The 25121-nt window shown below is 72.4% G+C and carries 24 protein-coding genes; 8 read left to right on the top strand and 16 right to left on the bottom strand.

Features of this window, described 5'->3' with window-relative positions:
• Window positions 1-12: 12 nt before the first annotated feature.
• The 8 genes from AAC944_RS21895 to AAC944_RS21860 form a co-directional block, all read right to left on the bottom strand.
• Window positions 13-1176 carry an acyl-CoA dehydrogenase family protein gene (locus AAC944_RS21895; RefSeq protein ID WP_030609931.1) on the bottom strand — a complete coding sequence of 388 codons (1164 nt, stop codon included), beginning with the start codon at window positions 1174-1176 and terminating at the stop codon, window positions 13-15.
• Between the two features lie 49 nt (window positions 1177-1225).
• A complete protein-coding gene (locus AAC944_RS21890) occupies window positions 1226-3079 on the bottom strand; it encodes an ATP-binding protein (protein WP_030609933.1) in 1854 nt (617 codons plus the stop codon).
• Between the two features lie 8 nt (window positions 3080-3087).
• Window positions 3088-4686, bottom strand: coding sequence for an acyl-CoA carboxylase subunit beta (locus AAC944_RS21885; RefSeq protein WP_030609936.1), 1599 nt, complete (start codon window positions 4684-4686; stop codon window positions 3088-3090).
• Window positions 4683-6404, bottom strand: a complete 1722-nt coding sequence (locus AAC944_RS21880) for an acyclic terpene utilization AtuA family protein (protein WP_078888351.1) — start codon at window positions 6402-6404, stop codon at window positions 4683-4685. Before AAC944_RS21880 ends, AAC944_RS21885 begins: the two co-directional genes overlap by 4 nt.
• Window positions 6401-7207 carry a TIGR03084 family metal-binding protein gene (locus AAC944_RS21875; protein WP_030609939.1) on the bottom strand — a complete coding sequence of 269 codons (807 nt, stop codon included), beginning with the start codon at window positions 7205-7207 and terminating at the stop codon, window positions 6401-6403. Before AAC944_RS21875 ends, AAC944_RS21880 begins: the two co-directional genes overlap by 4 nt.
• Window positions 7208-7418: 211 nt before the next feature.
• Entirely contained in the window at window positions 7419-8501 is a 1083-nt protein-coding gene (locus AAC944_RS21870) for a phage baseplate protein (RefSeq protein WP_030609941.1), read from the bottom strand.
• Between the two features lie 195 nt (window positions 8502-8696).
• The gene (locus AAC944_RS21865) at window positions 8697-9527 is read right to left on the bottom strand and encodes an EamA family transporter (RefSeq protein ID WP_078888369.1); all 831 of its coding nucleotides are present in this window, start codon (window positions 9525-9527) and stop codon (window positions 8697-8699) included.
• 277 nt (window positions 9528-9804) lie between these two features.
• A complete protein-coding gene (locus AAC944_RS21860) occupies window positions 9805-12705 on the bottom strand; it encodes an FAD-binding and (Fe-S)-binding domain-containing protein (RefSeq protein ID WP_030609945.1) in 2901 nt (966 codons plus the stop codon).
• A gap of 124 nt (window positions 12706-12829) precedes the next feature.
• Here AAC944_RS21860 and serC point away from each other — a divergent pair, with 124 nt between their 5' ends.
• A complete protein-coding gene (serC, locus tag AAC944_RS21855; protein ID WP_030609947.1) occupies window positions 12830-13948 on the top strand; it encodes a phosphoserine transaminase in 1119 nt (372 codons plus the stop codon).
• Between the two features lie 99 nt (window positions 13949-14047).
• Here serC and AAC944_RS21850 read toward each other — a convergent pair whose 3' ends face one another.
• Both AAC944_RS21850 and AAC944_RS21845 read right to left on the bottom strand, forming a co-directional pair.
• Window positions 14048-14905 (bottom strand): ABC transporter permease, encoded by an 858-nt coding sequence (locus tag AAC944_RS21850; protein ID WP_368396397.1) that lies wholly within the window; start codon window positions 14903-14905, stop codon window positions 14048-14050.
• The gene (locus tag AAC944_RS21845) at window positions 14902-15933 is read right to left on the bottom strand and encodes an ATP-binding cassette domain-containing protein (RefSeq protein WP_078888352.1); all 1032 of its coding nucleotides are present in this window, start codon (window positions 15931-15933) and stop codon (window positions 14902-14904) included. The genes AAC944_RS21850 and AAC944_RS21845 overlap by 4 nt, the downstream gene beginning before the upstream one ends.
• A gap of 119 nt (window positions 15934-16052) precedes the next feature.
• On the opposite strand from AAC944_RS21845, the gene AAC944_RS21840 reads away from it, so the two are divergent.
• Window positions 16053-16808, top strand: coding sequence for a TetR/AcrR family transcriptional regulator (locus AAC944_RS21840; protein ID WP_030609954.1), 756 nt, complete (start codon window positions 16053-16055; stop codon window positions 16806-16808).
• Window positions 16809-16819: 11 nt separating this feature from the next.
• On the opposite strand, the gene AAC944_RS21835 is transcribed toward AAC944_RS21840, so the two are convergent.
• On the bottom strand, window positions 16820-17869 hold the full coding sequence (locus AAC944_RS21835) for a hypothetical protein (protein ID WP_030609957.1): 1050 nt from the start codon (window positions 17867-17869) through the stop codon (window positions 16820-16822).
• A 90-nt stretch (window positions 17870-17959) separates the two neighbouring features.
• On the opposite strand from AAC944_RS21835, the gene AAC944_RS21830 reads away from it, so the two are divergent.
• Window positions 17960-18655 (top strand): GDSL-type esterase/lipase family protein, encoded by a 696-nt coding sequence (locus tag AAC944_RS21830; protein WP_030609960.1) that lies wholly within the window; start codon window positions 17960-17962, stop codon window positions 18653-18655.
• A 13-nt stretch (window positions 18656-18668) separates the two neighbouring features.
• Here AAC944_RS21830 and AAC944_RS21825 read toward each other — a convergent pair whose 3' ends face one another.
• Together AAC944_RS21825 and AAC944_RS21820 are read right to left on the bottom strand one after the other, a co-directional pair.
• Window positions 18669-19139, bottom strand: coding sequence for a VOC family protein (locus tag AAC944_RS21825; RefSeq protein ID WP_030609962.1), 471 nt, complete (start codon window positions 19137-19139; stop codon window positions 18669-18671).
• Between the two features lie 99 nt (window positions 19140-19238).
• Window positions 19239-19658: a hypothetical protein gene (locus tag AAC944_RS21820; protein ID WP_030609965.1), complete on the bottom strand. Its 420-nt coding sequence runs from the start codon at window positions 19656-19658 to the stop codon at window positions 19239-19241.
• A gap of 132 nt (window positions 19659-19790) precedes the next feature.
• Here AAC944_RS21820 and AAC944_RS21815 point away from each other — a divergent pair, with 132 nt between their 5' ends.
• The 4 genes from AAC944_RS21815 to AAC944_RS21800 are packed head-to-tail and all read left to right on the top strand — an operon-like array spanning window position 19791 to window position 21941.
• Entirely contained in the window at window positions 19791-20555 is a 765-nt protein-coding gene (locus AAC944_RS21815; protein ID WP_368396395.1) for a helix-turn-helix domain-containing protein, read from the top strand.
• On the top strand, window positions 20552-20746 hold the full coding sequence (locus AAC944_RS21810) for a DUF397 domain-containing protein (RefSeq protein ID WP_030609970.1): 195 nt from the start codon (window positions 20552-20554) through the stop codon (window positions 20744-20746). Before AAC944_RS21815 ends, AAC944_RS21810 begins: the two co-directional genes overlap by 4 nt.
• The gene (locus AAC944_RS21805) at window positions 20743-20961 is read left to right on the top strand and encodes a DUF397 domain-containing protein (RefSeq protein WP_078888353.1); all 219 of its coding nucleotides are present in this window, start codon (window positions 20743-20745) and stop codon (window positions 20959-20961) included. Before AAC944_RS21810 ends, AAC944_RS21805 begins: the two co-directional genes overlap by 4 nt.
• Window positions 20943-21941, top strand: coding sequence for an aldo/keto reductase (locus AAC944_RS21800; RefSeq protein ID WP_030609974.1), 999 nt, complete (start codon window positions 20943-20945; stop codon window positions 21939-21941). Before AAC944_RS21805 ends, AAC944_RS21800 begins: the two co-directional genes overlap by 19 nt.
• Before the next feature lie 213 nt (window positions 21942-22154).
• On the opposite strand, the gene thpR is transcribed toward AAC944_RS21800, so the two are convergent.
• The 3 genes from thpR to AAC944_RS21785 form a co-directional block, all read right to left on the bottom strand.
• Window positions 22155-22727: an RNA 2',3'-cyclic phosphodiesterase gene (thpR, locus tag AAC944_RS21795; RefSeq protein WP_030609977.1), complete on the bottom strand. Its 573-nt coding sequence runs from the start codon at window positions 22725-22727 to the stop codon at window positions 22155-22157.
• A 114-nt stretch (window positions 22728-22841) separates the two neighbouring features.
• Window positions 22842-24248 (bottom strand): MFS transporter, encoded by a 1407-nt coding sequence (locus AAC944_RS21790; RefSeq protein ID WP_030609979.1) that lies wholly within the window; start codon window positions 24246-24248, stop codon window positions 22842-22844.
• A 97-nt stretch (window positions 24249-24345) separates the two neighbouring features.
• Window positions 24346-24783, bottom strand: coding sequence for a MarR family winged helix-turn-helix transcriptional regulator (locus AAC944_RS21785; RefSeq protein ID WP_030609982.1), 438 nt, complete (start codon window positions 24781-24783; stop codon window positions 24346-24348).
• 131 nt (window positions 24784-24914) lie between these two features.
• Here AAC944_RS21785 and AAC944_RS21780 point away from each other — a divergent pair, with 131 nt between their 5' ends.
• Window positions 24915-25103, top strand: a complete 189-nt coding sequence (locus AAC944_RS21780) for a hypothetical protein (protein WP_030609984.1) — start codon at window positions 24915-24917, stop codon at window positions 25101-25103.
• The last annotated feature ends 18 nt before the right edge of the window (window positions 25104-25121 follow it).

The raw sequence follows: 25121 nt of genomic DNA, 5'->3' as shown, positions 1-25121 counted from the left end.
AGCATGGCGGCATCAGTAGGACTTGGGGAGCCCCAGGGACTGGTGGGAGACGAAGTTCAGGATCATCTCGCGGCTGACCGGTGCGATTCTGGCCACCCGGGCCGCGGTGATCATCGAGGCGAGGCCGTACTCCGCGGTGAGGCCGTTGCCGCCGAGGGTGTGCACGGCCTGGTCGACGGTCTTCACCGCGGCCTCCCCCGCCGCGTACTTGGCCATGTTGGCGGCCTCGCCCGCGCCCATGTCGTCGCCTGCGTCGTAGAGGTGGGCCGCCTTGTGCATCATCAGCCGGGCCAGCTCGATGTCGATGTGGCACTGGGCGAGCGGGTGGGCGATGGCCTGGTGGGCGCCGACCGGCACCTTCCAGACCTGCCGGTCGCGGGCGTACTCCACCGCCCGGCCCAGGGCGTAGCGGGCCATGCCGAGGGCGAAGGCGGCGGTCATGATGCGCTCGGGGTTGAGCCCGGCGAACAGCTGGAGGAGCCCGGCGTCCTCGTCCCCCACCAGTGCGTCGGCGGGCAGCCGTACGTCGTCCAGCACCAGCTCGAACTGCTTCTCCGGCGCGGCCAGCTCCATGTCGATGGGGCTGCGGGAGAAGCCCGGGGTGTCGCGCGGGACGATGAAGAGGCAGGGCTTGAGCTTGCCGGTCCGTGCGTCCTCCGTGCGGCCGACGATCAGGGTCGCCTCGGCGATGTCGACGCCGGAGATGAAGACCTTGCGGCCGTTGAGTATCCAGCCGCCGGTCTCCGGGTCGCGGCGCGCCGTGGTGGTGATGCGGTGCGAGTTGGAGCCCGCGTCGGGCTCGGTGATGCCGAACGCCATCTTGCGCGAGCCGTCGGCGAGGCCGGGCAGCCACTGCCGCTTCTGCTCCTCGGTACCGAAGCGGGCGATGACCGTGCCGCAGATGGCGGGTGAGACGACGAGCATCAGGAGGGGGCAGCCGGCCGCGCCCAGCTCTTCGAGGACGACGGCGAGTTCGGTGATGCCGCCGCCTCCGCCGCCGTACTCCTCCGGGAGGTTGACGCCCAGGTATCCGAGCTTCGCCGCCTCGGCCCACAGTTCGTCGGTGTGCTTGCCGTCGGCGACGACCTGGGTGAAGTACGCGCGTCCGTACCGTTTGCCGAGGGCGGCCACGGCTTCGCGGAGGGCACGTTGCTCATCGGTTTCGATCAGGCTCATGCGGTGCTCCTTCGGGCCATCGAGCCCGTCCGGCGATTGAGGACAAACGTCAGTGGGACACGACGGCCAGCAGGGCGCCCATCTCGACCTGCCGGCCGGCTTCGGCGTGCAGTGCCGTCACCGTGCCGGTCGCGGGCGCTGTGATCTTGTGCTCCATCTTCATGGCCTCCAGCCACAGCAGCGGCCGGCCGGCTTCGACACGGGCCCCCTCGGCGACCCCGTCCGCGACGCGGACCACGGTGCCGGGCATCGGGGCCAGCAGCGATCCCGGCTCCTGGCGGTCGGCGGGGTCGGGGAAGCGGGGCAGTGCGGTGAGGGCCGTGGCGCCGAGGGGCGAGTCGACGTGGACCCGGTCGCCGTGCACGGCGACCTCGTAGCTGCGGCGCACGCCGCCGGTCTCCAGGACGACGCGGCCGGCCGATACGGCCACGACCTGCACGCCGTCCGCCGCGAGGCCGTCGCGGGTGTGCCGGTAGCGCACCTCGTGCTCCGCGCCGTCCGCATCGGTGCGGTACCGCTTGAGCTGCGGCTGCGAGGGCACGTTGCGCCAGCCGCCGAAGCGCGAGCGGCCGTGTGCGTCGGCGAGGGCGGCGGCCAGCGGGGCGCACGGGTCGGGGGCGGCGGCCGTGAGGGCGGACAGGTGGCGGCCGTAGAACCCGGTGTCCATCGCACCGTCCGTGAACTCCGGGTGCCGCAGGGACCGTACGAGCAGGTCGCGGTTGGTGACCGGGCCGTGGATCCGGGCCCGTTCCAGGGCGCCCGCCAGCTTGCGTACGGCGGCGGCGCGGGTCGGTGCCCAGGCGACGGCCTTGGCGAGCATCGGGTCGTAGTGGATGCCGATGGTGTCGCCGTCGGTGTACCCGGAGTCCAGGCGGACGCCGGGGACGGCGAGGCGGTGCAGGGTGCCGGTCTGCGGGGCCCAGCCGTGGGCCGGGTCCTCGGCGTAGAGGCGGGCCTCGACGGCGTGGCCGCGCGGCTCCGGCGGCGCCTCGGGCAGCGCCTCGCCCTCGGCGACGCGCAGCTGGAGCGCGACCAGGTCGATGCCGAAGATCTCCTCGGTCACCGGGTGTTCGACCTGGAGCCGGGTGTTCATCTCCAGGAAGTGCGCGGTGTCGCCGACGACGAGGAATTCGACGGTGCCCGCGCCCCGGTAGTCGGTCGCGCGGGCCGCCCGTACGGCCATCTCGTACAGTCGCGCCGCCAGTTCGGGACCGATGCCGGGGGCCGGGGCCTCCTCGATGACCTTCTGGTGGCGGCGCTGGAGGGAGCAGTCGCGGGTGCCGAGGGTCCAGACGGTGCCGTGCGCGTCGGCGAGGATCTGCACCTCGACGTGGCGGCCGTCCTCGAGGTACGGCTCGACGAACACCTCGCCGTCCCCGAAGGCGCTGCGGGCCTCGGCCCGTGCGGCCGCCAGCTCCTCGTCCAGTGCGGCGAGTTCCCGTACGACGCGCATGCCGCGTCCCCCGCCGCCCGCCGCCGCCTTCACCAGCACCGGCAGGTCGTCCTCGGTGACCTCGGTGAGCGGGACGATGCCCATCAGTTCCTTGGCCCGGGTCTTGGACGCCATCGCCTCGATGGCGGCGGGCGGCGGGCCGACCCAGGTCAGGCCCGCGTCGGCGACCGCGGTGGCGAACTCCGCGTTCTCGGAGAGGAAGCCGTAGCCGGGGTGGACGGCGTCGGCCCCGGCGTCCAGCGCGGCCTTCACGATCAGGTCGCCGCGCAGGTAGGTGTCGGCGGGCGCGTCCCCCGGGAGGCGTACGGCCGCGTCCGCCTCCTTGACGTGCGGCGCGTCGGCGTCCGCGTCGGAGTGCACGGCGACGGTGGCGATGCCCAGTTCCCGGCAGGTGCGGAAGACACGGCGGGCGATCTCGCCGCGGTTGGCGACAAGGACAGAAGTGATCAAGGGGAGCCTCACATCCGGAAGACGCCGAAGCCGCCGCGGGCGCCCTCGTACGGTGCGGTGTGGATCGCGGACAGGCACAGGCCGAGGACGGTGCGGGTGTCGCGGGGGTCGATGACGCCGTCGTCGTAGAGCCGGCCGGACAGGAACATCGGCAGCGACTCGGCCTCGATCTGCTGCTCGACCATGGCGCGCAGCCCGGCGTCGGCCTCGTCGTCGTACGGCTGTCCCTTGGCGGCGGCCGAGGCGCGGGCGACGATCGACAGGACGCCCGCGAGCTGCTGCGGGCCCATGACGGCCGACTTGGCGCTGGGCCAGGCGAAGAGGAAGCGCGGGTCGTAGGCGCGGCCGCACATGCCGTAGTGGCCGGCGCCGTACGAAGCGCCCATCAGCACCGACAGATGCGGCACGCGCGAATTCGAGACCGCGTTGATCATCATCGCGCCGTGCTTGATGATGCCGCCCTGCTCGTACTCCTTGCCGACCATGTAGCCGGTGGTGTTGTGCAGGAAGAGGAGGGGGATGTCGCGCTGGTTGGCGAGCTGGATGAACTGTGCGGCCTTCTGCGACTCCGCGCTGAACAGCACGCCCTGCGCGTTGGCGAGGATGCCCACCGGGTAGCCGTGCAGCCGGGCCCATCCGGTCGTGAGCGAGGGCCCGTACAGCGGCTTGAACTCGTCGAAGTCCGAGCCGTCGACGAGCCGGGCGATGACCTCGCGCGGGTCGAACGGGACCTTGAGGTCGCCGGGGACGATGCCCAGCAGCTCGTCCTGGTCGTACTTGGGCGGCTCGGCGAGCGGGGGATCGGCGTGTGCCTTGCGCCAGTTGAGGCGGGCGACGACGCGGCGGGCGTGCCGCAGCGCGTCGGGCTCGTCCACCGCGAAGTGGTCCGCGAGCCCGGAGGTGCGGGCGTGCATCTCGGCGCCGCCGAGGGACTCGTCGTCGCTCTCCTCGCCGGTGGCCATCTTGACCAGCGGCGGCCCGCCGAGGAAGACCTTGGCCCGCTCCTTCACCATGATCACGTGATCGGACATGCCGGGGACGTACGCGCCGCCCGCCGTGGAGTTCCCGAAGACCACGGCCACGGTCGGTATCCCGGCCGCCGACAGCCGCGTGAGGTCCTTGAAGAGCGCCCCGCCCGGAATGAAGATCTCCTTCTGGCTGGGCAGGTCCGCGCCCCCTGACTCCACCAGCGACACGACCGGCAGCCGGTTGGCGTACGCGATCTCGTTGGCCCGCAGCGCCTTCTTCAGCGTCCAGGGATTGGAGGCGCCGCCCCGTACGGTCGGGTCGTTGGCGGTGACCAGGCACTCCACGCCCTCGATCACGCCGATGCCGGTGACCAGCGAGGCGCCGACCTGGTAGTCGCTTCCCCACCCGGCGAGCGGCGACAGCTCCAGGAAGGGGGTGTCGGGGTCGAGGAGCAGCTCGATGCGTTCGCGGGCGAGCAGCTTGCCGCGCTTGCGGTGGCGTTCGACGTACTTCTCGCCGCCCCCGGCGACCGCCTTGGCCTGTTCGGCGGCCAGCTCGTCCAGCTTGGCGAGCAGCGCCGCGCGGTTCTCCGCGTACTCGGGGCTCGCGGTGTCCAGCCCTGTGCCGAGCACGGTCACAGCAGTACCTCCGGTATGTCCAGGTGGCGGGCGCGCAGCCACTCACCCACGGCCTTGGCCTGCGGGTCGAAGCGGGCCTGCGAGGCCACGCCCGCGCCCAGCAGTCCGTCGATCACGAAGTTCAGCGCCCGCAGGTTCGGCAGCACGTGCCGCTCGACGGGCAGGGCCGCGGCCTCCGGGAGGAGCGTGCGGAGCCGGTCGGCGGTCAGCTCGTGCGCCAGCCAGCGCCACGCCTCCTCCGTGCGCGCCCACACCCCGACGTTGGCGGCGCCGCCCTTGTCGCCGCTGCGGGCCCCGGCGACGAGGCCGAGGGGCGCGCGGCGGGTGGTGCCGTCGTGGTGCAGCGGCTCGGGCAGCGGAGGGTCGGGCTCCCGCACCAACTCCCGGGTAGCAGCCGGTGGCGCGACTTCCACCCGGCGGCCGTCCGGCACCACGGCGACGTGCGGGACCTCCCCCGCCGGTACGTACGCCGCCTCGAAGACGCCGTACGGGGCGCCCTTGCCGGGCGGGGCCGTGACGTGGAAGCCCGGGTAGCTGCCCAGCGCCAGCTCGACCGCCGCACCGCTGATGACCCGGCCGACCGCGTCCTGGTCCGGGTCCCGGACGACCAGCCGCAGCAGCGCGCTGGCCTCCTCCTCGGACGCCGCGTCCGGGTGATCGGTGCGGGCGAGGTGCCAGTCCACCTCGGCGGGGCGCCGCCCGGCCGCCGCGAAGGCCGACTCCATCTGCTCGCGCACGAGCTGGGCCTTGAGGTCCACGTCCAGTCCGGTGAGCACGAAGGTGACCTCGTTGCGCCAGCCGCCGAGCCGGGTCAGGCCGGTCTTGAGGGTGGGCGGCGGCGCCTCACCGCGTACACCGTCGATCCGTACCCGGTCCGGGCCGTCCTCGGTGAGCCGTACGGTGTCCAGCCGGGCGGTCACATCGGGCCCCGCGTACCGCGCGCCCGTCGTCTCGTACAGCAGCTGCGCGGTGACCGTGCCGGCCGTGACGGCACCGCCGGTGCCCGGGTGCTTGGTGATGACGGACGAGCCGTCGGCGGCGATCTCGGCGAGCGGGAAGCCGGGGCGGCGCACGTCGAGGGCGCCGAAGAAGGAGTAGTTGCCGCCGGTGGCCTGGGTGCCGCACTCCAGCACGTGCCCGGCGATCACCGCACCGGCCAGCCGGTCGTAGTCGTCGGGCCGCCAGCCGAAGTGCGCGGCAGCTGCCCCGCTGACCAGCGCGGCGTCGGTGACCCTGCCGGTGACGACCACCTCGGCGCCGGCCCGCAGGCACTCCGCGATGCCGCCACCGCCGAGGTAGGCGTTGGCGGTCAGCGTGCCGTCGGGCCAGCCACCGCGCGTGAGCAGGTCGTCGCCCTCGACGTGCGCGACACGCACGGGCACGCCCACCTTCTCGGACAGCTCCCGTACGGCGTCGGCGAGTCCGGCCGGGTTCAGGCCGCCCGCGTTGGTGACGATCCGTACGCCGCGCTCGGCGGCCGGCCCGAGGCCGGTCTCCAGCTGCCGCAGGAAGGTTTTCGCGTAGCCGCGGTCCGGGTCCTTCAGGCGGTCGCGGCCCAGGATGAGCATGGTCAGTTCGGCGAGGTAGTCGCCGGTGAGGATGTCGAGGGGGCCGCCGGTGAGCATCTCCTCCAGCGCGCCGAAGCGGTCGCCGTAGAAGCCGGAGGCGTTGCCGATGCGGAGGGGAGCCGTGGGCTCCCCGGATATCGCGGGGGTCACGCGGTGGGCTCCTTCGGCGCTGCGGAGCGGGGGCCGCGGCCCGGGCCCGGCGGCCCGGCGAACGCCTGCGCGATCCCGAGCCACCGCTCGGCCTCCGCGCCCTCGGCCGTCACGTCCACGTCGTCACGGTGCGCCCGCTGCGTGACCAGCAGGCAGAAGCCGAGCGCGTCACCGGTCACCCGCTGCGCGGCGTCCTCGGGGCCGTAGGTCCACACCCCGCCGTCCGGGGCGCGTAGCTCGACCCTGAACTCCTCCTCCGGAGGCGTGAGTCCGTGGGCCAGGAAGGCGAAGTTCCGGGCCCGTACGCCGATGTGGGCGACGTGCCGCAGCCGGGCGGTGGGCTCCCGTACGACACCGAGCGCGTCGGCGACGTCCTGGCCGTGCGCCCAGGTCTCCATCAGCCGCGCGGTCGCCATCGACGTGACACTCATCGGCGGCCCGAACCACGGCAGCCGGCCGCCGCTGTACCCGGCGAGCACGTCGTGCAGGGCCGCGCGGCCCGCGCGCCAGTGAGCCAGCAGTTCGGCGGGCGGGCGGCGGGCCCCTTCCGCGGCCCCCTCGTCGACGAAGGTGTCCGGGGACGCGAGCGCCACCTCGGCGGCGCGCCGGAAGCCGTCCGGGTCGGTGGCCGCGCTCAGCGCCTGCTGGTCCGTCCAGGCGAGGTGGGCGATCTGGTGGGCGACCGTCCAGCCGGCGGCGGGCGTCGGCAGCGCCCAGCGGTCCGCGGCGAGCTCTCCCACGAGGCCGTCCAGCGCCTCGCCCTCCGCGCGCAGGTCGGCGAGCACCGGGCTCGGATCGGACACGCTGCACTCCCCTCGTCCGCCCCCTGAACGCAAGTGCGCAGGGGGAGTTGGTGTGTGGGCGGTCGGGCGGTGATGCGGGTTAGAGCGTGGCAGCGCGTCCCGCACCAATCAAGCATGCGTGCATGATTTTTTCTGCGCGATGCCCCCGGGGTCCAAGGGGAAGCCGGAGAACGGCTGGTCAGCCGGGAGGCACGTACGGCCTGAAGTCAGGTCAGCCGTGTGCGTACAGCGAGAAGCGGCGCCGGTTGATCTTGCCGGACGTGAAGCCCGCGACCAGGCGGTCGCCGCCGCGGTGCAGCACCGCCAGGCCCTCCGGCTCGCGGGGGTGGAGCTTCAGGCCCGCCACCGTGCGGACGTCCTGGAGGACGGTGCCGGTGCGCAGGTCGATGCCGGCCAGCCGGGCGTTGCCGCGTCCGGACGCGGGGTTGCCGGGGCCGTACGGGCTGCCGGTGAGCTGGTACGCGTAGTCCCCCGACAGCGCCAGCCCCTGGTGGAAGACGCCCTTGCGCAGGGGCGGCTGCGGGACGTCGGCGAGCGGCTTCGCGCCGCGCTTGCCGAAGTCGTCCAGGTCGTAGAGCGCGTAGCGGTAGGCGCCCCTGCGGCGGTAGCGGAGCAGCAGGCGGCGGGTGGTCATGTCGATCGCCGGCTGGTTCTTGCTGGTGCCGGGCTGCGGGTGGAAGGCGGCCAGTGAGCGGTCGCCCGCCCGCAGCACGCGGTTCGGGGCGTAGGTGAAGCGGGCGATGCCGCGGCCGTATCCGGAGGCGGGGTTGACGTCCCACTCCGTCCACAGCAGCGGGCCCCTGCCCGGGCGTTCCTGCACGCCGATCGAGCCGCCGTGGCCGAAGCCCTTGAGGTACATCCGGTCCTTCAGCCGCCCGGACATCGTGAGGCGGTTCAGGGTCAGGTCGCCGCGGGCGACCCGCTGTGCGTGGGTGTACGTCCGGGTCTCGCCTCTGAGGCGGACGCCGCCCTGGACGACCTGGAGGGCGTAGATGTAGCCGTTGCCCTCGTCGAACGCGAAGGACTGCAGGACGGAGCTGTGCGTGAGCCGCTTGTTGCGGACCAGCGCGGTGGCGGGCCCGGACACGTCGATGTAGCCGCTGCCGCCGGGGGCGGCCCCGGGCATGCCGAAGTCGGGCATGCCGACGTCGGCGGGTGCCGGCTTCACGGTGGGTACAGCCCCGGGGCGTGGTGGCCGCGGGGCCGCCTCGGCCCGGCCGGCGAGCAGCACCGGCCCGGCGAGGACCGCGGCGCCTCCGGACCTGAGAAGTTCCCTGCGCCCGATCCCCGTCATACGCGTCGCCCCTCCGTCGCCGTTCCGGACGCCGTCGCCGTACGTCCTCGTTCCGTACGGGAGAAGGCCTGACCGGCGGCGGGTAGCCGCCACACCCCTTTTCCGGCGGCTTCATCCATCCGCCTGCGGCCCCTCACGCCAACGGCGGCAGGGGGCCGGGCCGGACGCGTGCCGGAACGGGCCGGGCGCGGGAGGTCAGTGGCCGGAGCTCGCCGAGCGGACGGCGCCGACGCTGGCGAGGACGACCATGGCGATGGCGGCGATCTCCGCCCAGCCGAGCGCCTGATGGAGGACCAGGAAGCCCGCCGTAGCCGCCGCGGCCGGCTCCAGGCTCATCATCACCGCGAAGCCGGAGGCCGGGAGCTTGCGCAGGGCCAGCAGCTCCAGGGTGTACGGCAGGACCGAGGACATCATCGCGACGGCCGCGCCCAGACCGATGGTGACCGGGTCGAGCAGCGCGGCCCCGGAGGTCGCCACGCCCAGCGGCAGGCTCAGGAGGGCCGCGACGGTCATCGCCAGCGCCAGCCCGTCGGCCTGCGGGAAGCGCTGTCCCGCGCGGGCCGACAGCAGGATGTACGCCGCCCACAGCCCGCCGGCCGCCAGCGCGCACCCCGCGCCGAGCAGGTTCAGTCCGTCGAAGCCCGCACGGCCCAGCAGCGCGACGCCGCCCAGCGCGAAGGCCGCCCAGAGCAGGCTCAGCGCGCGCCGCGAGGTGACGATCGACAGGATCAGCGGGCCGAGGAACTCCAGGGTGACCGCCGCGCCCAGCGGAATGCGGTCGATCGCCACGTAGAAGAGCGAGTTCATGCCGGCCAGCGCGACGCCGAAGCCGACCACGGTGGCCCAGTCGCCACGCGAGTAGCCGCGCAGCTTCGGGCGGCAGGCCACCAGCAGGACCAGCGCCGCGACGACGAGGCGCAGGGTGACCACGCCGAGCGCGCCGGCCCGCGGGAAGAGCATGACCGCCACCGAGGAGCCGAACTGCAGCGAGATGATGCCGCCGATCACCAGCCCCACGGACACCATGCGGCTGCGGGAGCCGCTCGCCCGGTCCGCCCGTTCGGCCCGCCGGACCTCCTCCGAGGCCGGTACCGCTACGGGCACCGCGCCCGCGTCGGGCGCCGCGAGCTGCGGGGACTCACCGGCGTCCGAGAGGCCGGAGGAGGCACGGGTACGGGGGCCGGCCTGGACGCCGGACTGGGGAGACGATTGATTCACGTCCCCCAAGCTACGGTCCGACCACCAGCGCGGAAAAATGCAATTTCCGTGAATACGTTGCGATCGCACATTTCCGGCCGTTCCGTCACAGGTGCGCCGCCAGCACCTCCGCGAGATGACGCCCGGGACGTTCTCCCAGCTGGGCCAGTTGCGTACGGCAGGAGAAGCCGTCGGCGACGATCTCGGCGGACGGGTCGGCGCCCCGCACCGCAGGCAGCAGCTGTTCTTCTGCACACGCTACGGAAACGTCGTAATGGCCGCGTTCGAAGCCGAAGTTGCCCGCGAGGCCGCAGCAGCCGCCGCTCAGCTCACCGGTCAGCCCCGCCCGCTCACGCAGCCGGCGCTCGGCCGCGTCGCCGAGGACCGCGTGCTGGTGGCAGTGGGTCTGGCCGGCCACCGGGCGGTCGACGCGCGGCGGCCGCCAGTCCGGCGCGTACTCCTCCAGGTACTGCGCGAAGGTCCGTACCGAGCGGGCCAGCTGGGCCGCGCGCGGGTCGTCCGAAAGCAGTTCGGGCAGATCGGTGCGGAGAGTAGCGGCACAGCTCGGCTCCAGGACGACGACCGGCGAGCCGAGCGACGGCCCGACGCGGTCCAGCGTGCGCCGCATGACCTTGCGGGCCCGGTCGAGCTGGCCGGTGGAGACGTAGGTCAGGCCGCAGCAGACGGCCTTGTCCGGCGCCGCCGGAAGGACCACCTCCTTGCCCGCGGCCTCCAGGACCCGCACCGCGGCCTGCCCCACGGACGGCGCGAGATAGGTGGTGAAGGTGTCGGGCCAGAGGGTGGCGGCCTTCGCACTCGGGATGATCCGCGGCCGGGAGCCGGTCGTACGGGCGCGGAAGCGGCGGGCGAACCAGCGCGTGAACGGCTCGGCCGCGAGCTCCGGGATCGTGCGCTCCGGCGCGATGCCGCCCGCCCGCTTGGCCAGGGCGGCGAGCGGCCCGACCCCGGCCGCCGCGTTGAGCACGGGGGCCAGCCGCGCGACGGAGGCGGCACGCAGCCACTGCGGCAGCCGGCCCATGGCGTAGTGCGCGGCGGGCCGCAGCCGGCCCTTGTAGTGGTGGTGCAGGAACTCCGCCTTGTACGTCGCCATGTCCACGCCCACCGGGCAGTCGCTGCGGCAGCCCTTGCAGGACAGGCAGAGGTCGAGCGCGTCGTGCACCTCGGCCGACCGCCAGCCGCCGGTGACCACTTCGCCCGCCAGCATCTCGTGCAGCAGCCGGGCGCGGCCGCGGGTGGAGTGCTGCTCCTCGCCCGTCGCGCGGAAGGACGGGCACATCACGCCCGCGCCGGAGACGGAGGTGGTGCGGCACTTGGCGACGCCGACGCAGCGCCGGACGGCGGCGGAGAAGTCGCCCTTGTCGTGCGGATAGCCGAACTCCACGTCGACCGGCTGCTTCGGCAGCACGGCGAAGCGGAGGTTGTCCTCCATGCGGTGCGGACGGACGAGCATGCCGGGGTTGAGCCCGCCCGCCGGGTCCCACATGTCCTTGAAACGTCCGAAGAGGTCCGTCAGTTCCGGCCCGTACATCTTCGGCAGCAGCTCGGCGCGGGCCTGCCCGTCGCCGTGCTCGCCGGACAGCGACCCGCCGTGCGCGACGACCAGGTCCCCCAGGTCGTACGAGAAGTCCCGGAAGCGGCCGATGCCGGCCTCGGTGAGCAGGTCGAAGTCGATGCGTACGTGGATGCAGCCGTCGCCGAAGTGGCCGTACGGGGTGCCGCGCAGTCCGTGCTGGGCGAGCAGCGCCCGGAAGTCGCGGAGGTAGCCGCCGAGCCGCTCCGGGGGCACGGCGCAGTCCTCCCACCCGGGCCATGCTTCTCCCCCACTCTCGGCTCCGCTCGAGCGGGAGGTGCCCCCACCGTCGGGCATCCGGGTCGCCGTACCCGAGGCGTCCTCGCGCACCCGCCACAGGGCGCGCTGCCCCGCCGGGTCGGACACCACCGCGTGATCCGTCGTACCGGAGCCCGCCGCCCGGCACAGCTCCTCGGCACGCGCCCGCGCCTCCTCCGGCGATCCGCCGCCCGTCTCCACGAAGAGCCAGGCGCCGCCCTTCGGCAGGCCCCCGGCGTCCGGCACCAGGTCCGACGCCATGCCCTCGACCGTCAACGGCCGGTACGGCAGCAGGGTGTGCGCGGCCTCGGCGGCGGCGCTCTCATCGGGGTACCCCAGCACGGCCAGGGCCCGGGCCTTCGGCGCCTCGACCAGCTTCACGGTCGCCGCGGTGAGCACCCCGAGCGTGCCCTCACTGCCCGTCAGCCCCCGCGCGAGGTCGACGCCCTTCTCGGGGAGGAGGGCGTCCAGCGCGTACCCGGAGATCCGGCGCGGCAGCTCGGGGAAGCCGGTGCGCAGCAGCGCGAGGTTCCCGTCGGCCAGGGCGCGCACGCCGTCCGCGAGGGCGTCCGGCACCCCGTCGAACCCCTGGGCAGCCCGGACCCGCTCACCCCCGTACGTCAGCACGTCCAGGGCATGCACGTTGTCCGCGGTCGTCCCCCAGGCCACCGAGTGCGAGCCGCAGGAGTTGTTGCCGATCATGCCGCCGATCGTGCAGCGGCTGTGCGTGGACGGGTCGGGACCGAAGGTCAGGCCGTGCGCGGCGGCCGCGGTGCGCAGCTCGTCGCAGATCACGCCGGGCTGGACCACGGCCGTCCGCGCCTCCGGGTCCAGCGAGAGGATCCGCCGCATGTGCCGGGTGAAGTCCAGCACCACGCCCGTACCGGTGGCCTGCCCCGCGATGGACGTACCGCCGCCGCGCGGCACCACCGGTACGCCGTACTCCCGGCAGACCCGCAGCGCGGCCTCGACGTCCGCCGCGTCCCGTGGCGCGACGACCGCCCGCGGTACCCGCCGGTAGTTCGACGCGTCCATGGTCACCAGCGCCCGGTCGGCCGCGGTGCCCGACACCTCCCCCCGTACGGCCGCCGTCAGCGCCCGTACCAGTTCCTGGTCCGCCGTCCCTGTCCCTGTCTCCCTCTGCGCACGCTCAGCCATACCCTCAGCCTGCCCCGCCGGACGCCGGGAGATGGGCTCCGAAGCGCTGCCATCCCCGGACACTCCCGTCTCAACCGCTGGACTCCGGTCAGAACCCGGCGGTCCGACGGATTAGGCTGCGCACGTGGCTGAGATCCAGATTCCCGCTGACATCAAGCCCGCCGACGGTCGCTTCGGCGCGGGCCCCTCCAAGGTGCGTACGGAGGCGGTCGACGCGCTGGCCGCCACCGGAACCTCCCTCCTCGGCACCTCCCACCGCCAGGCCCCGGTGAAGAACCTGGTCGGCAAGGTGCGCGAGGGCGTCCGCGACCTCTTCCAGCTCCCCGAGGGCTACGAGGTCGTGCTCGGCAACGGCGGCTCCACCGCGTTCTGGGACATCGCGACGCACGGCCTGATCGAGCGCAAGTCCCAGCACCTCACCTTCGGCGAGTTCTCCTCGAAGTTCGCCAAGGCCAGCAAGCTCGCGCCCTGGCTGGAGGAGCCCACCATCATCTCGTCCGACCCCGGTACGCACCCGGAGGCGCAGGCCGAGGAGGGCGTGGACGTCTACGCCTTCACGCACAACGAGACCTCCACCGGTGTCGCCATGCCCATCAAGCGGGTGGCGGGCGCCGACGAGGGTTCGCTCGTCCTGGTCGACGCCACCTCCGGCGCCGGCGGCCTGCCGGTCGACGTCTCCGAGACGGACGTCTACTACTTCGCCCCGCAGAAGTCCTTCGCCTCCGACGGCGGCCTGTGGATCGGCGTCTTCTCCCCCGCGGCCCTGGAGCGCGCCCGCGCCGTCCACGCCTCCGGCCGGCACGTCCCGGAGTTCTTCTCGCTCCCGACGGCGATCGACAACTCCCTCAAGAACCAGACGTACAACACCCCGGCGCTGTCCACCCTCTTCCTGCTCAACGAGCAGCTGGAGTGGCTCAACGGCCAGGGCGGTCTGGACTGGGCGGTCCGTCGCACGGCGACCTCCTCGCGCACCCTGTACGGCTGGGCCGAGGAGTCCAAGTACGCCACCCCGTTCGTCACGGACCCGGCCAAGCGCTCGCAGGTCATCGGCACGATCGACTTCAACGACGACGTGGACGCCGCGGCCGTCGCCAAGGTGCTGCGCGCCAACGGCATCGTCGACACCGACCCGTACCGCAAGCTCGGCCGCAACCAGCTGCGCATCGCGATGTTCCCGGCCATCGACCCGGCCGACGTCGAGGCGCTGACGAACTGCATCGACTACGTGATCGAGAAGCTGTAGCAGCTGGAGAAGCTGTAGTCGCCCCCGTGCACCGACGCACGTACGGGCCCCGGCGAGGTGATCGCCGGGGCCCGTACGCGTCTTCCGCCCGCGGCCCGCTCAGCGGCTGAGGCGCTGGAAGCGGCGTACCGCCAGCGGCAGGAAGACGGCCGTGAGGAGCACCGGCCACACCACCGCCATCAGCAGCGGGTGCTGCTCCACCCAGGACGTTCCGCTCCCCACCGGCGTGCCGAACAGCTCACGCGTGGCCGCGGCCGTCGAGGAGACCGGGTTCCAGGACGCCAGGAAGCCCAGCCAGTCCGGCATCAGCTGGGGCGCGACGAAGATGCTGGAGATCATGGTCAGCGGGAAGGCGACCGCGAACAGGCCGCCCGCCGCCTCCGGGTTCGGGACCAGCAGCCCGAGCCACACCCCGACCCAGATCAGCGCGAACCGCAGCCACAGCAGCAGCGCGAAGGCGGCGAGGAAGCCGAGGCCGCCGTCGGGCCGCCAGCCCATGACCAGTGCGGTGAGCATCAGGATCGCCAGCTCGGCGCAGGCGACGACGAGGTCGGTGACGCCCCGCCCGGCGACCACCGCGGACGGCGCCATCGGCATGGAGCGGAAGCGGTCGATGACGCCCTTGGTGGAGTCGTGGACCACCACCGTCGCGGTGTTGATGAACCCGAAGGCCATCGTCATCACGAACATGCCCGGCATCAGGAAGTCCCGGTAGTCCCCGCCGCCGGGCACCTTCATGGCGCTGCCGAAGACGTATCCGTACAGCAGCACGGAGAGGATCGGGAAGCCCAGCTGCCAGGCGATGTTGACCGGCTGGCGCTGGTAGTGGGTGAGGCCGCGGCGGACGACGTTCCAGCAGTCGGCGAGCGCCCAGCGGAGGGCGGAGCCGTCCGCGGCACGCGCGCGGGACTCCTCCCCGGTCAGTCCGTACGTGCGCGTGCGCGTACTCGTGCTCATGCGGCGGCCCCCTCGGTCTCCGTGCGGTGCCCGGTCAGACGCAGGAACACGTCGTCCAGGCTCGGCCTGCGCAGCCCGATGTCCTGGACCGGTACGCCCTCGTCCTGGAGGGTGCGCGCCACGTCGGTGAGGGCTGCGACCCGGTCGGTGACCGGCGCGTGGACGCGCAGCTCGGCCTCGTCCGTCTCCGGTTCGCCGTCGGCGGCCCGGGCGACGACCTTCGCCGCGCGCGGGATGTCGGCCCGCTCCGTGACCACGACCTCGATCCGGTCGCCGCCGACCCGGTCCTTCAGCCCGTCCGGGGTGTCGTCGGCGATGGCCCGGCCGTGGTCGATGACGGTGATGTGCGAGGCGAGCCGGTCGGCCTCCTCCAGGTACTGCGTGGTGAGCAGCACGGTGGTGCCGTCGGCGACCAGCGCCCGTACCGCGTCCCAGACCTCGCCGCGGCTGCGCGGGTCCAGGCCGGTCGTCGGCTCGTCCAGGAACAGCACGGCGGGGGCGAGGACCATGGAGGCGGCGAGGTCGAGCCGGCGCCGCATGCCGCCGCTGTACTGCCCGACCCCCTTGCCGGCGGCGTCCGTCAGGCCGAACTGCTCCAGCAGCTCGGTCGCGCGCTGCCGGGCCCGGCGGCCGCCCAGGTGGAAGAGACGGCCGAACATCTCCAGGTTCTGCCGGCCGGTCAGCACCTCGTCCACGGCCGCGTACTGGCCGGTCAGCCCGATCCGGCCGCGCACCTCGCGCGGCTGCCGCGCCACGTCCAGGCCCGCCACCCGCGCCCGGCCGCCGTCGAGCCGCACCAGGGTGGACAGGATGCGGACCGCGGTGGTCTTGCCCGCCCCGTTCGGCCCGAGCAGACCGTGCACGGTCCCCCGCCGGACCGTGAGATCGAGACCGTCGAGCGCGCGCTTGCTCCCGTACGTCTTGCGCAGCCCCTCCGCGAGGACGGCTGTCTCCGCTGTTCCTGCTGTCTGCGCTGTTCCTGCTGTCTGCGCTGTTCCCGCTGTTCCTGCTGTTCCCGCTGCTCGCATGGGCTCCCCTCCGTGCCGCCCACCCCACTGGGTACGCCGTACCCACTTCCGCGTACACCGTACTCCATTGCGCGTACGGCGTACCCAGATTTTTTCCGGCGGCCTACCATGGCCCCACGATGACCACGACAGAACACAGCGGCAGCGGAGACGTCTCGCGCAGCATGGAGCTGCTCTGGGGCACCGGCGAGCGCCCCACCCGCGGCCCGAAACCCGGCCTCACCCTCGACGCGATCGTCACCACCGCGGTGACCGTCGCCGACACCGACGGCCTCGCTGCCGTCTCGATGCGCCGGGTCGCCACCGAGCTGGGCGTCGGCACGATGTCGCTGTACCGGTACGTACCGGGCAAGGCGGAACTGCTGGACCTGATGCTCGACAAGGTCGTGGAGTTCGACCTGTCCGCCCACCCTCCGGCCGACCAGGGCTGGCGCGCCGCACTGACCGCCGTGGCACACGGCAGCCGCCGCCTCTATCAGCAGCACCCCTGGCTGCTCCAGGTCGACCAGGCCCGTCCGATCCTCGGCCCCAACGCGCTGGACGGGATGGAGTACGCCCTCCAGGGACTGTCCGGCACCCGGCTGACCGGCCGCGAGAAGATCCACGTCCTGGTCGCCCTCGACGGCTTCGTCACCGGCGTCACCCGCGTCGAGGTGAACCAGGCCCAGGCCGAGAAGCGCAGCGGCATCAGCGACGCCGCATTCTGGAAGGCCCAGGAGCCCGTGCTCACGCGCGTGATGGAGAGCGGACGCTACCCCCAGCTGGCGGCGCTGCCCGAGGACGCCTTCGAGGAAGCCGGTGACGACATCTTCGAACTGGGCCTCACCCGCCTCCTGGACGGCCTCGCGCCGTTCATCGAGGGGCGCGAGGGATAGGCGTCCCGCCCTCAGCCGCGGCGGCCCCGGCGGCGGATGGCCAGGACGGCGGCGATGGCGATGCCGATGACGACGACGCCGGTGACGGCCGGGCTGCTCTTCTCCGAGGAGTCGGAGGAGTCCGAGGAGTCGGAGGAGTCGGAGGAGCCGCCGGAACCGTCCGTGCCGCTCCTGCCGCCGTCCCCCGGAGTCGCGGACCCGTCACCGGACACCGACTCCGGAAGCTGCTCACCGCTCAGCCCCATCGGCTCGACCTGACTGTCCGCCCCCTCCGACCCGAACATCAGCGTCCGCCCGTCCGGCGTGAACGTGACCGACTCGCCCTGCCCCTGGAACGGTACGCCGGTGCTGCCGATGTCGTCCTTCGGGCGGCCGTCCACCCAGCGGTACATGCGGCCCCCGAAGTAGCTCCGCAGCATCAGCCGCGAGCCGTCCGGCGAGAAAGCACCGTCCGTCACCCACATGTCGATACCGGAGACACGCCGGAAGACGTTCGTACCGGACGTACTCAGCCGCTCGGGCCCGGCGTACAGCGCCGCGCCCCCGTCCTCCTTCTTCGACACGATGTAGACCCGGCCGGTCTTCGGGTGGACCATCATCGCCTCGGCGTTCCGCGGCCCGTCCGCGTACGTCACGTCGTACTGGGTGGCGGTCACCGTCTGGTCGCGCAGCTGCTTCGGCTCGGGGAACCGGTAGACCCACACGTGGTCCCAGGACCCGTCCAGGTTGTCGCCGATGTCGCCGACGTACAGATCGCCGTCCGGCCCGACCGAGATCGCCTCGACGTCGCGCGGATCGCCCACGCCCCGCATGGTGACGGTCGCGACCGTCCGGCCCGTCCGGGAGTCCACGGCGTAGACGTACGGCCCGTCGTCGCTGTCGTTGTGCGTCCAGTACACGCCGGGGTGCGCACGGCTGGCGGCCAGCCCGCTGGACTCGGTGATCCGCGGGTCCTTGACGGTGAACGGCTCCGGCTCGCCGCCGGGCGCGGCCACGGCTCCGGAGGCCGACGCGAAGAGCAGTACTCCCGCGGCACCTGCCGCGCACAGAAGCGAACGCATGCCCCCAGCTTCCCACCAGCTGGGCGGTCCGCGGTGGCGCGTGGCCGGCGTCACGTACCGGCCACGCCGGTGATCGGCGAAAATGGCCGGATGCGGATCATGTTCGTCGGCGACTCCATGACCATCGGCTCCGCCGGCGACTACACCTGGCGTTACCGCATGTGGCAGCACCTCAACCGGACGTACGGCGGCCCCTACCGCATCGTCGGCCCGCGCGACACGCTCTACGACATCGCCGCCGCCGAGCCCGTCTCGTACGACTACGGCGACCCCGCCTTCCCCGAGCGCGCCCGCCGCCACCTCGCCGGCTGGGGCGAGGGCTGGCTGCACATGGCCCCGCTCATCGCCGACGCGGTACGCACCCACAAGGCCGACACGCTGCTCATCTCGCTCGGCCTCATCGACCTCGGTTTCTACACGGACGCGGACCAGACCGCCGCCAACGTCCGCCGCTTCCTCACCGAGGCCCGCTCCGCGCAGCCGCACCTCCGCGCCGTACTCCTCCCCGTCATCCCCAACATCCGGGCGACGACGGACGCCCCCTTCGCCGCCGAGTGCGACCGCTTCAACGAACTCCTGGCGAAGACGGTCGCCGACCTCTCCACCTCCGCGTCCCCTCTGCTCCTCGCCTCCCCACCCGAGGACTACCTCCTCGACCGCGACACCTACGACGGCACGCACCCGTCACCGTCGGGCGAACACCTGCTCGCCGCGGCCTTCGCCGACGCGCTGCACCAGGGCTGGGACGTGGGCGCCCCGTACGAACCGGCGGTCTTCCCCCGCTGACCTGGCGCATCGCTCACCCGGCCGAGGGCGCCTGCCCCCGGAGCAGTTCGTTGCCGCGCCGGGCGACCTCCTCCGGCGACAGGTCCTCGACCTGGGTCAGGAAGACCCACACGTGCCCGAAGGGGTCCCTCAGCATGACGGTCCGGTCCCCGTAGAACATGTCGGTGGGCGGCTGGAGCGACTCCGCACCGGCCGCGACGGCCCGGCGGTACAGCGTGTCGACGTCCTCGACGTACACGTGCAGACCCACCGTCGTGCCACCCGCCGTCCGCGGGGTGAGGAAGCCGCCGCCCCCGTCGCCGACCATGAGCACCGAATCCTGGATCCTGATCTCGGCGTGCAGGACGCGGCCGTCGGGGTGAGCGATGCGCATGACCTCCTCGGCCCCGAACGCGGCCTCGTAGAAGGCCATCGCCTCGGCGGCCCCGTCGATCATGATGTGCGGTACTGCGGCGTAGCGATAGCGCCCGGGAATAGTGGCCATGATTGCGTCCCCCGATTCGGAGCCCCTGTGTGCTGACCTCACCGACGCTACGACCTCAAGTCAACTTGAGATCAAGGCCGACGTCCGTGGAGACGCGACCTAGGCCGACCCGGCCACCACCCGCACGGCCATCTCCTGCAACAACTCAGGCTCCACGAAGGGCGCTTCGGCGCACGGCAGGGACCGCCAGTCGAGCGGCCAGGTGTCCCCGTACAACGCAGGCACCCCGACGAACGCCGCGTGCCGCCCGCCGCGCCCCACCACCTCGGCTCCCACCGGCCACGCGTATGCCGCGGCGGTGCGCGGCGGCAGCAGGAAGTAGGAGTTCCGGCCCCGGGTCGCGTCCCGCACGATCGGCCCCGCCCGGAAGTCCGTGAACTGCATCAGTTCGTACGCCACTTGCTCGCCGAAGAAGTCGCCGATCCGGACGGCGTCGAAGTGCACCCCGACGAGCCGCAGCGCATGCCCTGACGCGGGCACCCAGGCCGGTACGAGATCGGGTGAGATTCCAAGGTTCATGCCCCGAAGCGTTGCGCTCGCGGATTGACTGTGACCAGTGCCACACGACGGCCGTGAGGCGTCGTGAACGAAGGGGAGGGTGCTGTGAACAGGAGTGGACACGGCTCCGGCAACACGAGGATGTTCGGCGCCATGCTGCGCTTCCACCGGGAGCAGGCCGGCCTGACCCAGGAAGCCCTGGGCAGACGGATCGAGTTCTCCAAGTCCCAGGTAGCGATGGTGGAACGGGGCGACCGCCCGCCGAAGGGAAAGTTCGTCCCCCGGGCGGACGAGGCGGTGGGTGCACGGGGTGCACTTCTGGCAGCGGCTGTGGAGCTGCACGTCAGCCGAATGCCCTACTGGTTCGAGGAGTTCGCCGACGAGGAGGCGAGATGCCTGGCCCTGCACTCGTACATGCCACTGGTGATCCCCGGGCTGCTCCAGACCGAGGCGTACGCCCGGGGGCTCTTCGGCTGCCACTATCCAGCACTGGACGACGAGCAGATCGAAGCTCGGGTGACCACCCGGCTCGCACGCCAGCGGCTCCTGCAACGCAAGCCGGCGCCGGACCTGGCCTTCATCCTGGAGATGAGCACGCTCACCCGCCCCATCGGCGGCCCCCAGGTGCTCAAGGAACAGTTGCGACACGTACTGGAAGTCGCGAAGCTCCGGCACGTCCAGGTCCAGGTGATGCCACCGGACCGCCAGACCCACGCCGGCCTCGACGGCCCCATGGTGCTGCTGTACACCTCGGACCACCGGCAGTTGGCGTACGTGGAAGGCCAAAGCGGAAGCTACTTCGTCGCCGAACAGCCCGAGCTAGGGAACTTGTTCGGCAAGTATGGCATTCTGCGGGCACAGGCTCTCGGCCCCGAAGAGTCCACCGACCTCATCGAACAGGTGGTACGGGAACTATGACGTCTGACCTGCAATGGACGAAGTCCTCCCACAGCGGCCCCCAAGGCGGCGACTGCGTCGAGGTTGCCGTCACCCCCGTCCTCGTCCACATCCGGGACTCCAAGGACATAGCCCGGCCCGCGATCACCTTCTCCCCCAGCGCCTGGACCGCGTTCCTCACGCGTACCGGACAGGTGGCAGAGGCTCCATGAGCACCGACCTGAACTGGCACAAGAGCAGCTACAGCGGCGACCAGGGCGCGTGCGTGCAGGTCGCCGTCGCTACCACCTGCGTCCACGTCCGGGACTCGAAAGACATATCGCGGCCCGCGATCACCGCGTCGGCCGACACCTGGAACAGGTTCACGACCTTGATTCGAGTGCGCTCCAAGGCGTTGGCTGAGGGGTCATGGAGTACACGCAGCTAGGACGTACCGGGCTCAAGGTCAGCCGACTCGTGCTCGGGACGATGAATTTCGGGCCGCAGACCGACGAGGCCGACAGTCACACGATCATGGACGCCGCGCTGGGCGCGGGGGTCAACTTCTTCGACACGGCCAATGTGTACGGCTGGGGTGAGAACAAGGGCCGTACCGAGGAGATCGTCGGGTCCTGGTTCGCCAAGGGCGGGGGCCGGCGCGACAAGGTCGTGCTGGCGACCAAGGTCTACGGGAACATGGGGCCGGACGGCGACACCGTCTGGCCGAACCACGACAAGCTGTCCGCGGTGAACATCCGGCGGGCCGTGGACGCCAGCCTCAAGCGGCTGGGGACGGACTACATCGATCTGTACCAGTTCCACCACGTGGACCGGAACACGCCCTGGGATGAGATCTGGCAGGCGATCGACGTCCTCGTGCAGCAGGGCAAGATCCTGTACGCGGGGTCCTCGAACCACGCGGGCTGGCACATCGCGCAGGCCAACGAGACCGCCGCGCGCCGCGGCTCGTACGGGCTGGTCAGCGAGCAGTGTCTCTACAACCTCGCCGAGCGGCGGGCCGAGATGGAGGTCATCCCGGCGGCCGAGGGCTACGGGCTCGGCGTGATCCCGTGGTCGCCGCTGCACGGCGGGCTGCTGGGCGGCGCCATCCGCAAGGAGCGCGAAGGCGGCGGTGGCCGCACCGCCTCCGGGCGGGCCGCCGACACACTCGCCGACCCCACCGCGCGGGCGCAGATCCAGGCGTACGAGGACGTCGTGGACAAGTACGGGCTGGAGCCGGGCGAGGTCGCGCTGGCGTGGCTGCTGACACGGCCCGGCGTGACCGGACCGATCGTGGGGCCGCGTACGACGGACCAGCTCGCGTCGGCGCTGCGGGCGGTGGAGCTGACGCTGCCGGACGAGCTGCTGCGGTCGCTGGACGAGATCTTCCCGGGGCCGGGGCCGTCGCCGGAAGCCTTCGCCTGGTAGGCGGTCAGGAGGCGGCGGCCGCCCGGCGTGAGGTCACTGCGGGCTCACTGGAGGGCGGCCGCCACGACGACGACGATCAGCAGCACGGCGAGCAGGCCGGACATGATCCGGTTACGGGTCTTGGGGTCCACCCTTCGAGCGTAACCGGACGGCCGGTCGGGCCCGCAGCCAGTACCGGCGTCCGTCCGGTGTCCGCCCCGCTGCCCGCCGCGCTCAGTGGCCCAGCGGCCAGGACGCCACCGTCTCGTAGCGGGGCTGTTCGCCGGGGACGCCGGAGGCGGGGAGGTTGCTGCGGACGAGGGCCAGGTCGGTCACGGTCCACTCCTCGCTCTCGTACTCCGCGAGCGCGTCGGCGAAGGCGGTGAGGTCCACGCGGGCCTCGCTGCCCCGGGCGCGGGCGAGGGTCAGATGCGGGGTGTACCGGCGGTGCCCGCCCATGTCCACGCCGGTCCGGCGGGCCGCGGCCCCCGCGGAGTCGGCCAGGTGCCGCATCGGGTCCAGGCCGCCCGCCGCGCCCGCCCACAGCACCTTGTGGTCGAACCGGCCGCCGCCGCGTATCCGCAGCGGGAACGGGCGGTGGCGGTGGGCCGCGCGGGCCAGCCGGGTGTGCAGCTCGGGGAGGAGATCCTCGGCCACCTCCCCGTAGAAGGCGAGCGTGAAGTGCCAGCCCTCATGGCCGGTCCAGCGGAGGCGCTCAGCGCCGGGCAGCCGACGGAGGACCTTCACCTCCGCTGCCAGCTCGTCGATCGCCTCCTGTGGCGGCAGGACCGCTGCGAAGAGTCTCATGCGGTCATTTTCGCGCGCGCAGCGCCGCTGGAGCCGATCGCGCTGTTCCCCGCGGCCCTTCGGGGGCGCGGGGAACAGCGCGAGCAACCACGACGCGTCCGCAGACGGCAACGCTCAGGCCGCGGCAGCCACCCGGTCCCGCCGAGCGCCGGCTCCGTCGCGCGGGACGAGCGCGACGTGCTGGTGGCCGCGGCGGAGGTCGATCTTCAGGCGAAGGCCGCCGGCGCGGGCCAGGAAGAGGCCGACGCCCACCGCCGCCAAGGCGGAAATCGCGCCGCCGGTGAGGAAGCCGATCCGGGCGCCGTACGCGTCCGTGACCCAGCCGACGAGCGGGGCGCCCAGCGGGGTGCCGCCCATGAAGACCATCATGAACAGGCTCATCACGCGGCCGCGCATGGCGGGGTCGGTGGCCAGCTGGACGCTGGAGTTGGCGGTGACGTTGATCGTCAGGCCGCACATGCCGATCGGGACCAGGAGGACCGCGTACAGCCAGAAGGTCGGGGCGAGGGACGCGGCGATCTCCAGGACGCCGAAGAGGAGCGCTGCGCCCACCAGCAGGCGGAGGCGGGACGTGCCGCGCCGGGCCGCGAGCAGCGCACCGGCCAGCGAACCGGCCGCCATGAGCGTGTTGAGCAGGCCGTACGTGCCGGCGCCCGAGTGGTAGACCTTGTCGACGAAGGCGGTCAGCCAGATCGGGAAGTTGAAGCCGAAGGTGCCGATGAAGCCGACCAGGACGATCGGCCAGATCAGGTCCGGGCGGCCGGCGACGTAGCGCAGGCCCTCGCGGAGCTGGCCCTTGCCGCGCGGCACGACCTTGCCCGGGTACAGCTCGGCGGGGCGCATCATCAGCAGGCCGATGATCGGCGCGATGAAGGACAGGCCGTTGAGCATGAACGCCCAGCCGCTGCCGACGGCGGTGATCAGTACGCCGGCGACGGCGGGGCCGACCAGCCGGGCCGACTGGAAGTTCGCGGAGTTCAGGCTGACGGCGTTGCGCAGGTCGTCGGGGCCGACCATCTCGGAGACGAACGACTGCCGGGCCGGGTTGTCGACCACGGTGACCAGGCCGAGCAGGAAGGCGACGAGGTAGACGTGCCACACCTGGACGCTGCCGGTGAGGGTGAGCACCGCGAGGGCAAGTCCCGTGAGGCCCATCGCGGCCTGGGTGAGCAGCAGCAGCTTGCGCTTGGGCAGCCGGTCGGCGATCACGCCGCCGTACAGCCCGAAGAGCAGCATGGGGAGGAACTGGAGCGCGGTGGTGATGCCGACCGCGGCGGAGGAGCCGGTCAGGCTCAGCACCAGCCAGTCCTGGGCGATGCGCTGCATCCAGGTACCGGTGTTGGAGACGACCTGGCCGGTGGCGAAGAGGCGGTAGTTACGGTTGCGCAGTGAGCTGAAGGTGCCCTTGCGCGGCTTGGCGGCAGCCGCGACGGGTTCCGCGGGGGCGGGGGCAGCGCCGGTCCCGCGGTCGTTGTCGTAGTCAGGTGCGGGGGCGGAATCTGTTCCGGATCCCGTACTCAAGTGGGTTCGCCTCCTCGGCGGTCGGTGGCTTCGTATCGCGGTTACACAGGTGGCTCCGGCTGCTGCGACTCGTCCTGCTCGGCCCGGCGCTCGCGCGCTACAGGTGCGCGAGCTTCTCCAGTACGGGCGCGGCGGCGCGCAGCGCCTCCCACTCCTCCTCGTCCAGGCCCGAGGCCAGATCGGCCAGCCAGACGTTGCGCTTGCGGCGGCTCTCCTCGAGCATCTCCTCCGCCTGCTCGGTCTGGGTGACGACCTTCTGGCGCCGGTCGTCGGGGTGCGGCTCCAGCCGGACCAGCCCCTTGGCTTCGAGCATCGCGACGATGCGGGTCATCGACGGCGGCTGGACGTGCTCCTTGCGGGCCAGCTCACCGGGGGTGGCCGTGCCGCAGCGCGCGAGGGTGCCCAGTACCGACATCTCGGTAGGGCTCAGCGATTCGTCGACCCGCTGGTGCTTGATCCGGCGGGACAGGCGCATGACGGCGGACCGCAGCGCGTTCACGGCGGCAGCGTCGTCGCCGAGGGACAGTTCCGGCATGTTTGTTAGCGTAACTCATTACTCTCGCTAAAGAAAGTCGGAGAACGCCGGACTGCATGCATCACCCAAATGAGTGAGAGGGTGGCGGAAAGTGACGCGCCAGAACGGGCCGGACGTGGAACGTTGACCGCATGGGATCGAGAGTGCTCAGCCTGCGCGTCGACGGTGAGCTGCTGGAGCGCATCGGACAGCACGCGGCCAAACGCGGCATGAGCGTCCAGGATTACGTGATCCGGACGCTCATGCGCGAGGACTTCGACGAACGCTTCAAGACGTCGGTCGAGGAGACGGAACGGTTCTACGCCGCTCCGCCGATATAGCGGAGTTGTTGGCTCCGC

The organism is Streptomyces sclerotialus, assembly GCF_040907265.1.
GTDB classification, from domain to species: Bacteria; Actinomycetota; Actinomycetes; order Streptomycetales; family Streptomycetaceae; genus Streptomyces; species Streptomyces sclerotialus.
This window is presented reverse-complemented; position numbering and strand designations above follow the sequence as displayed.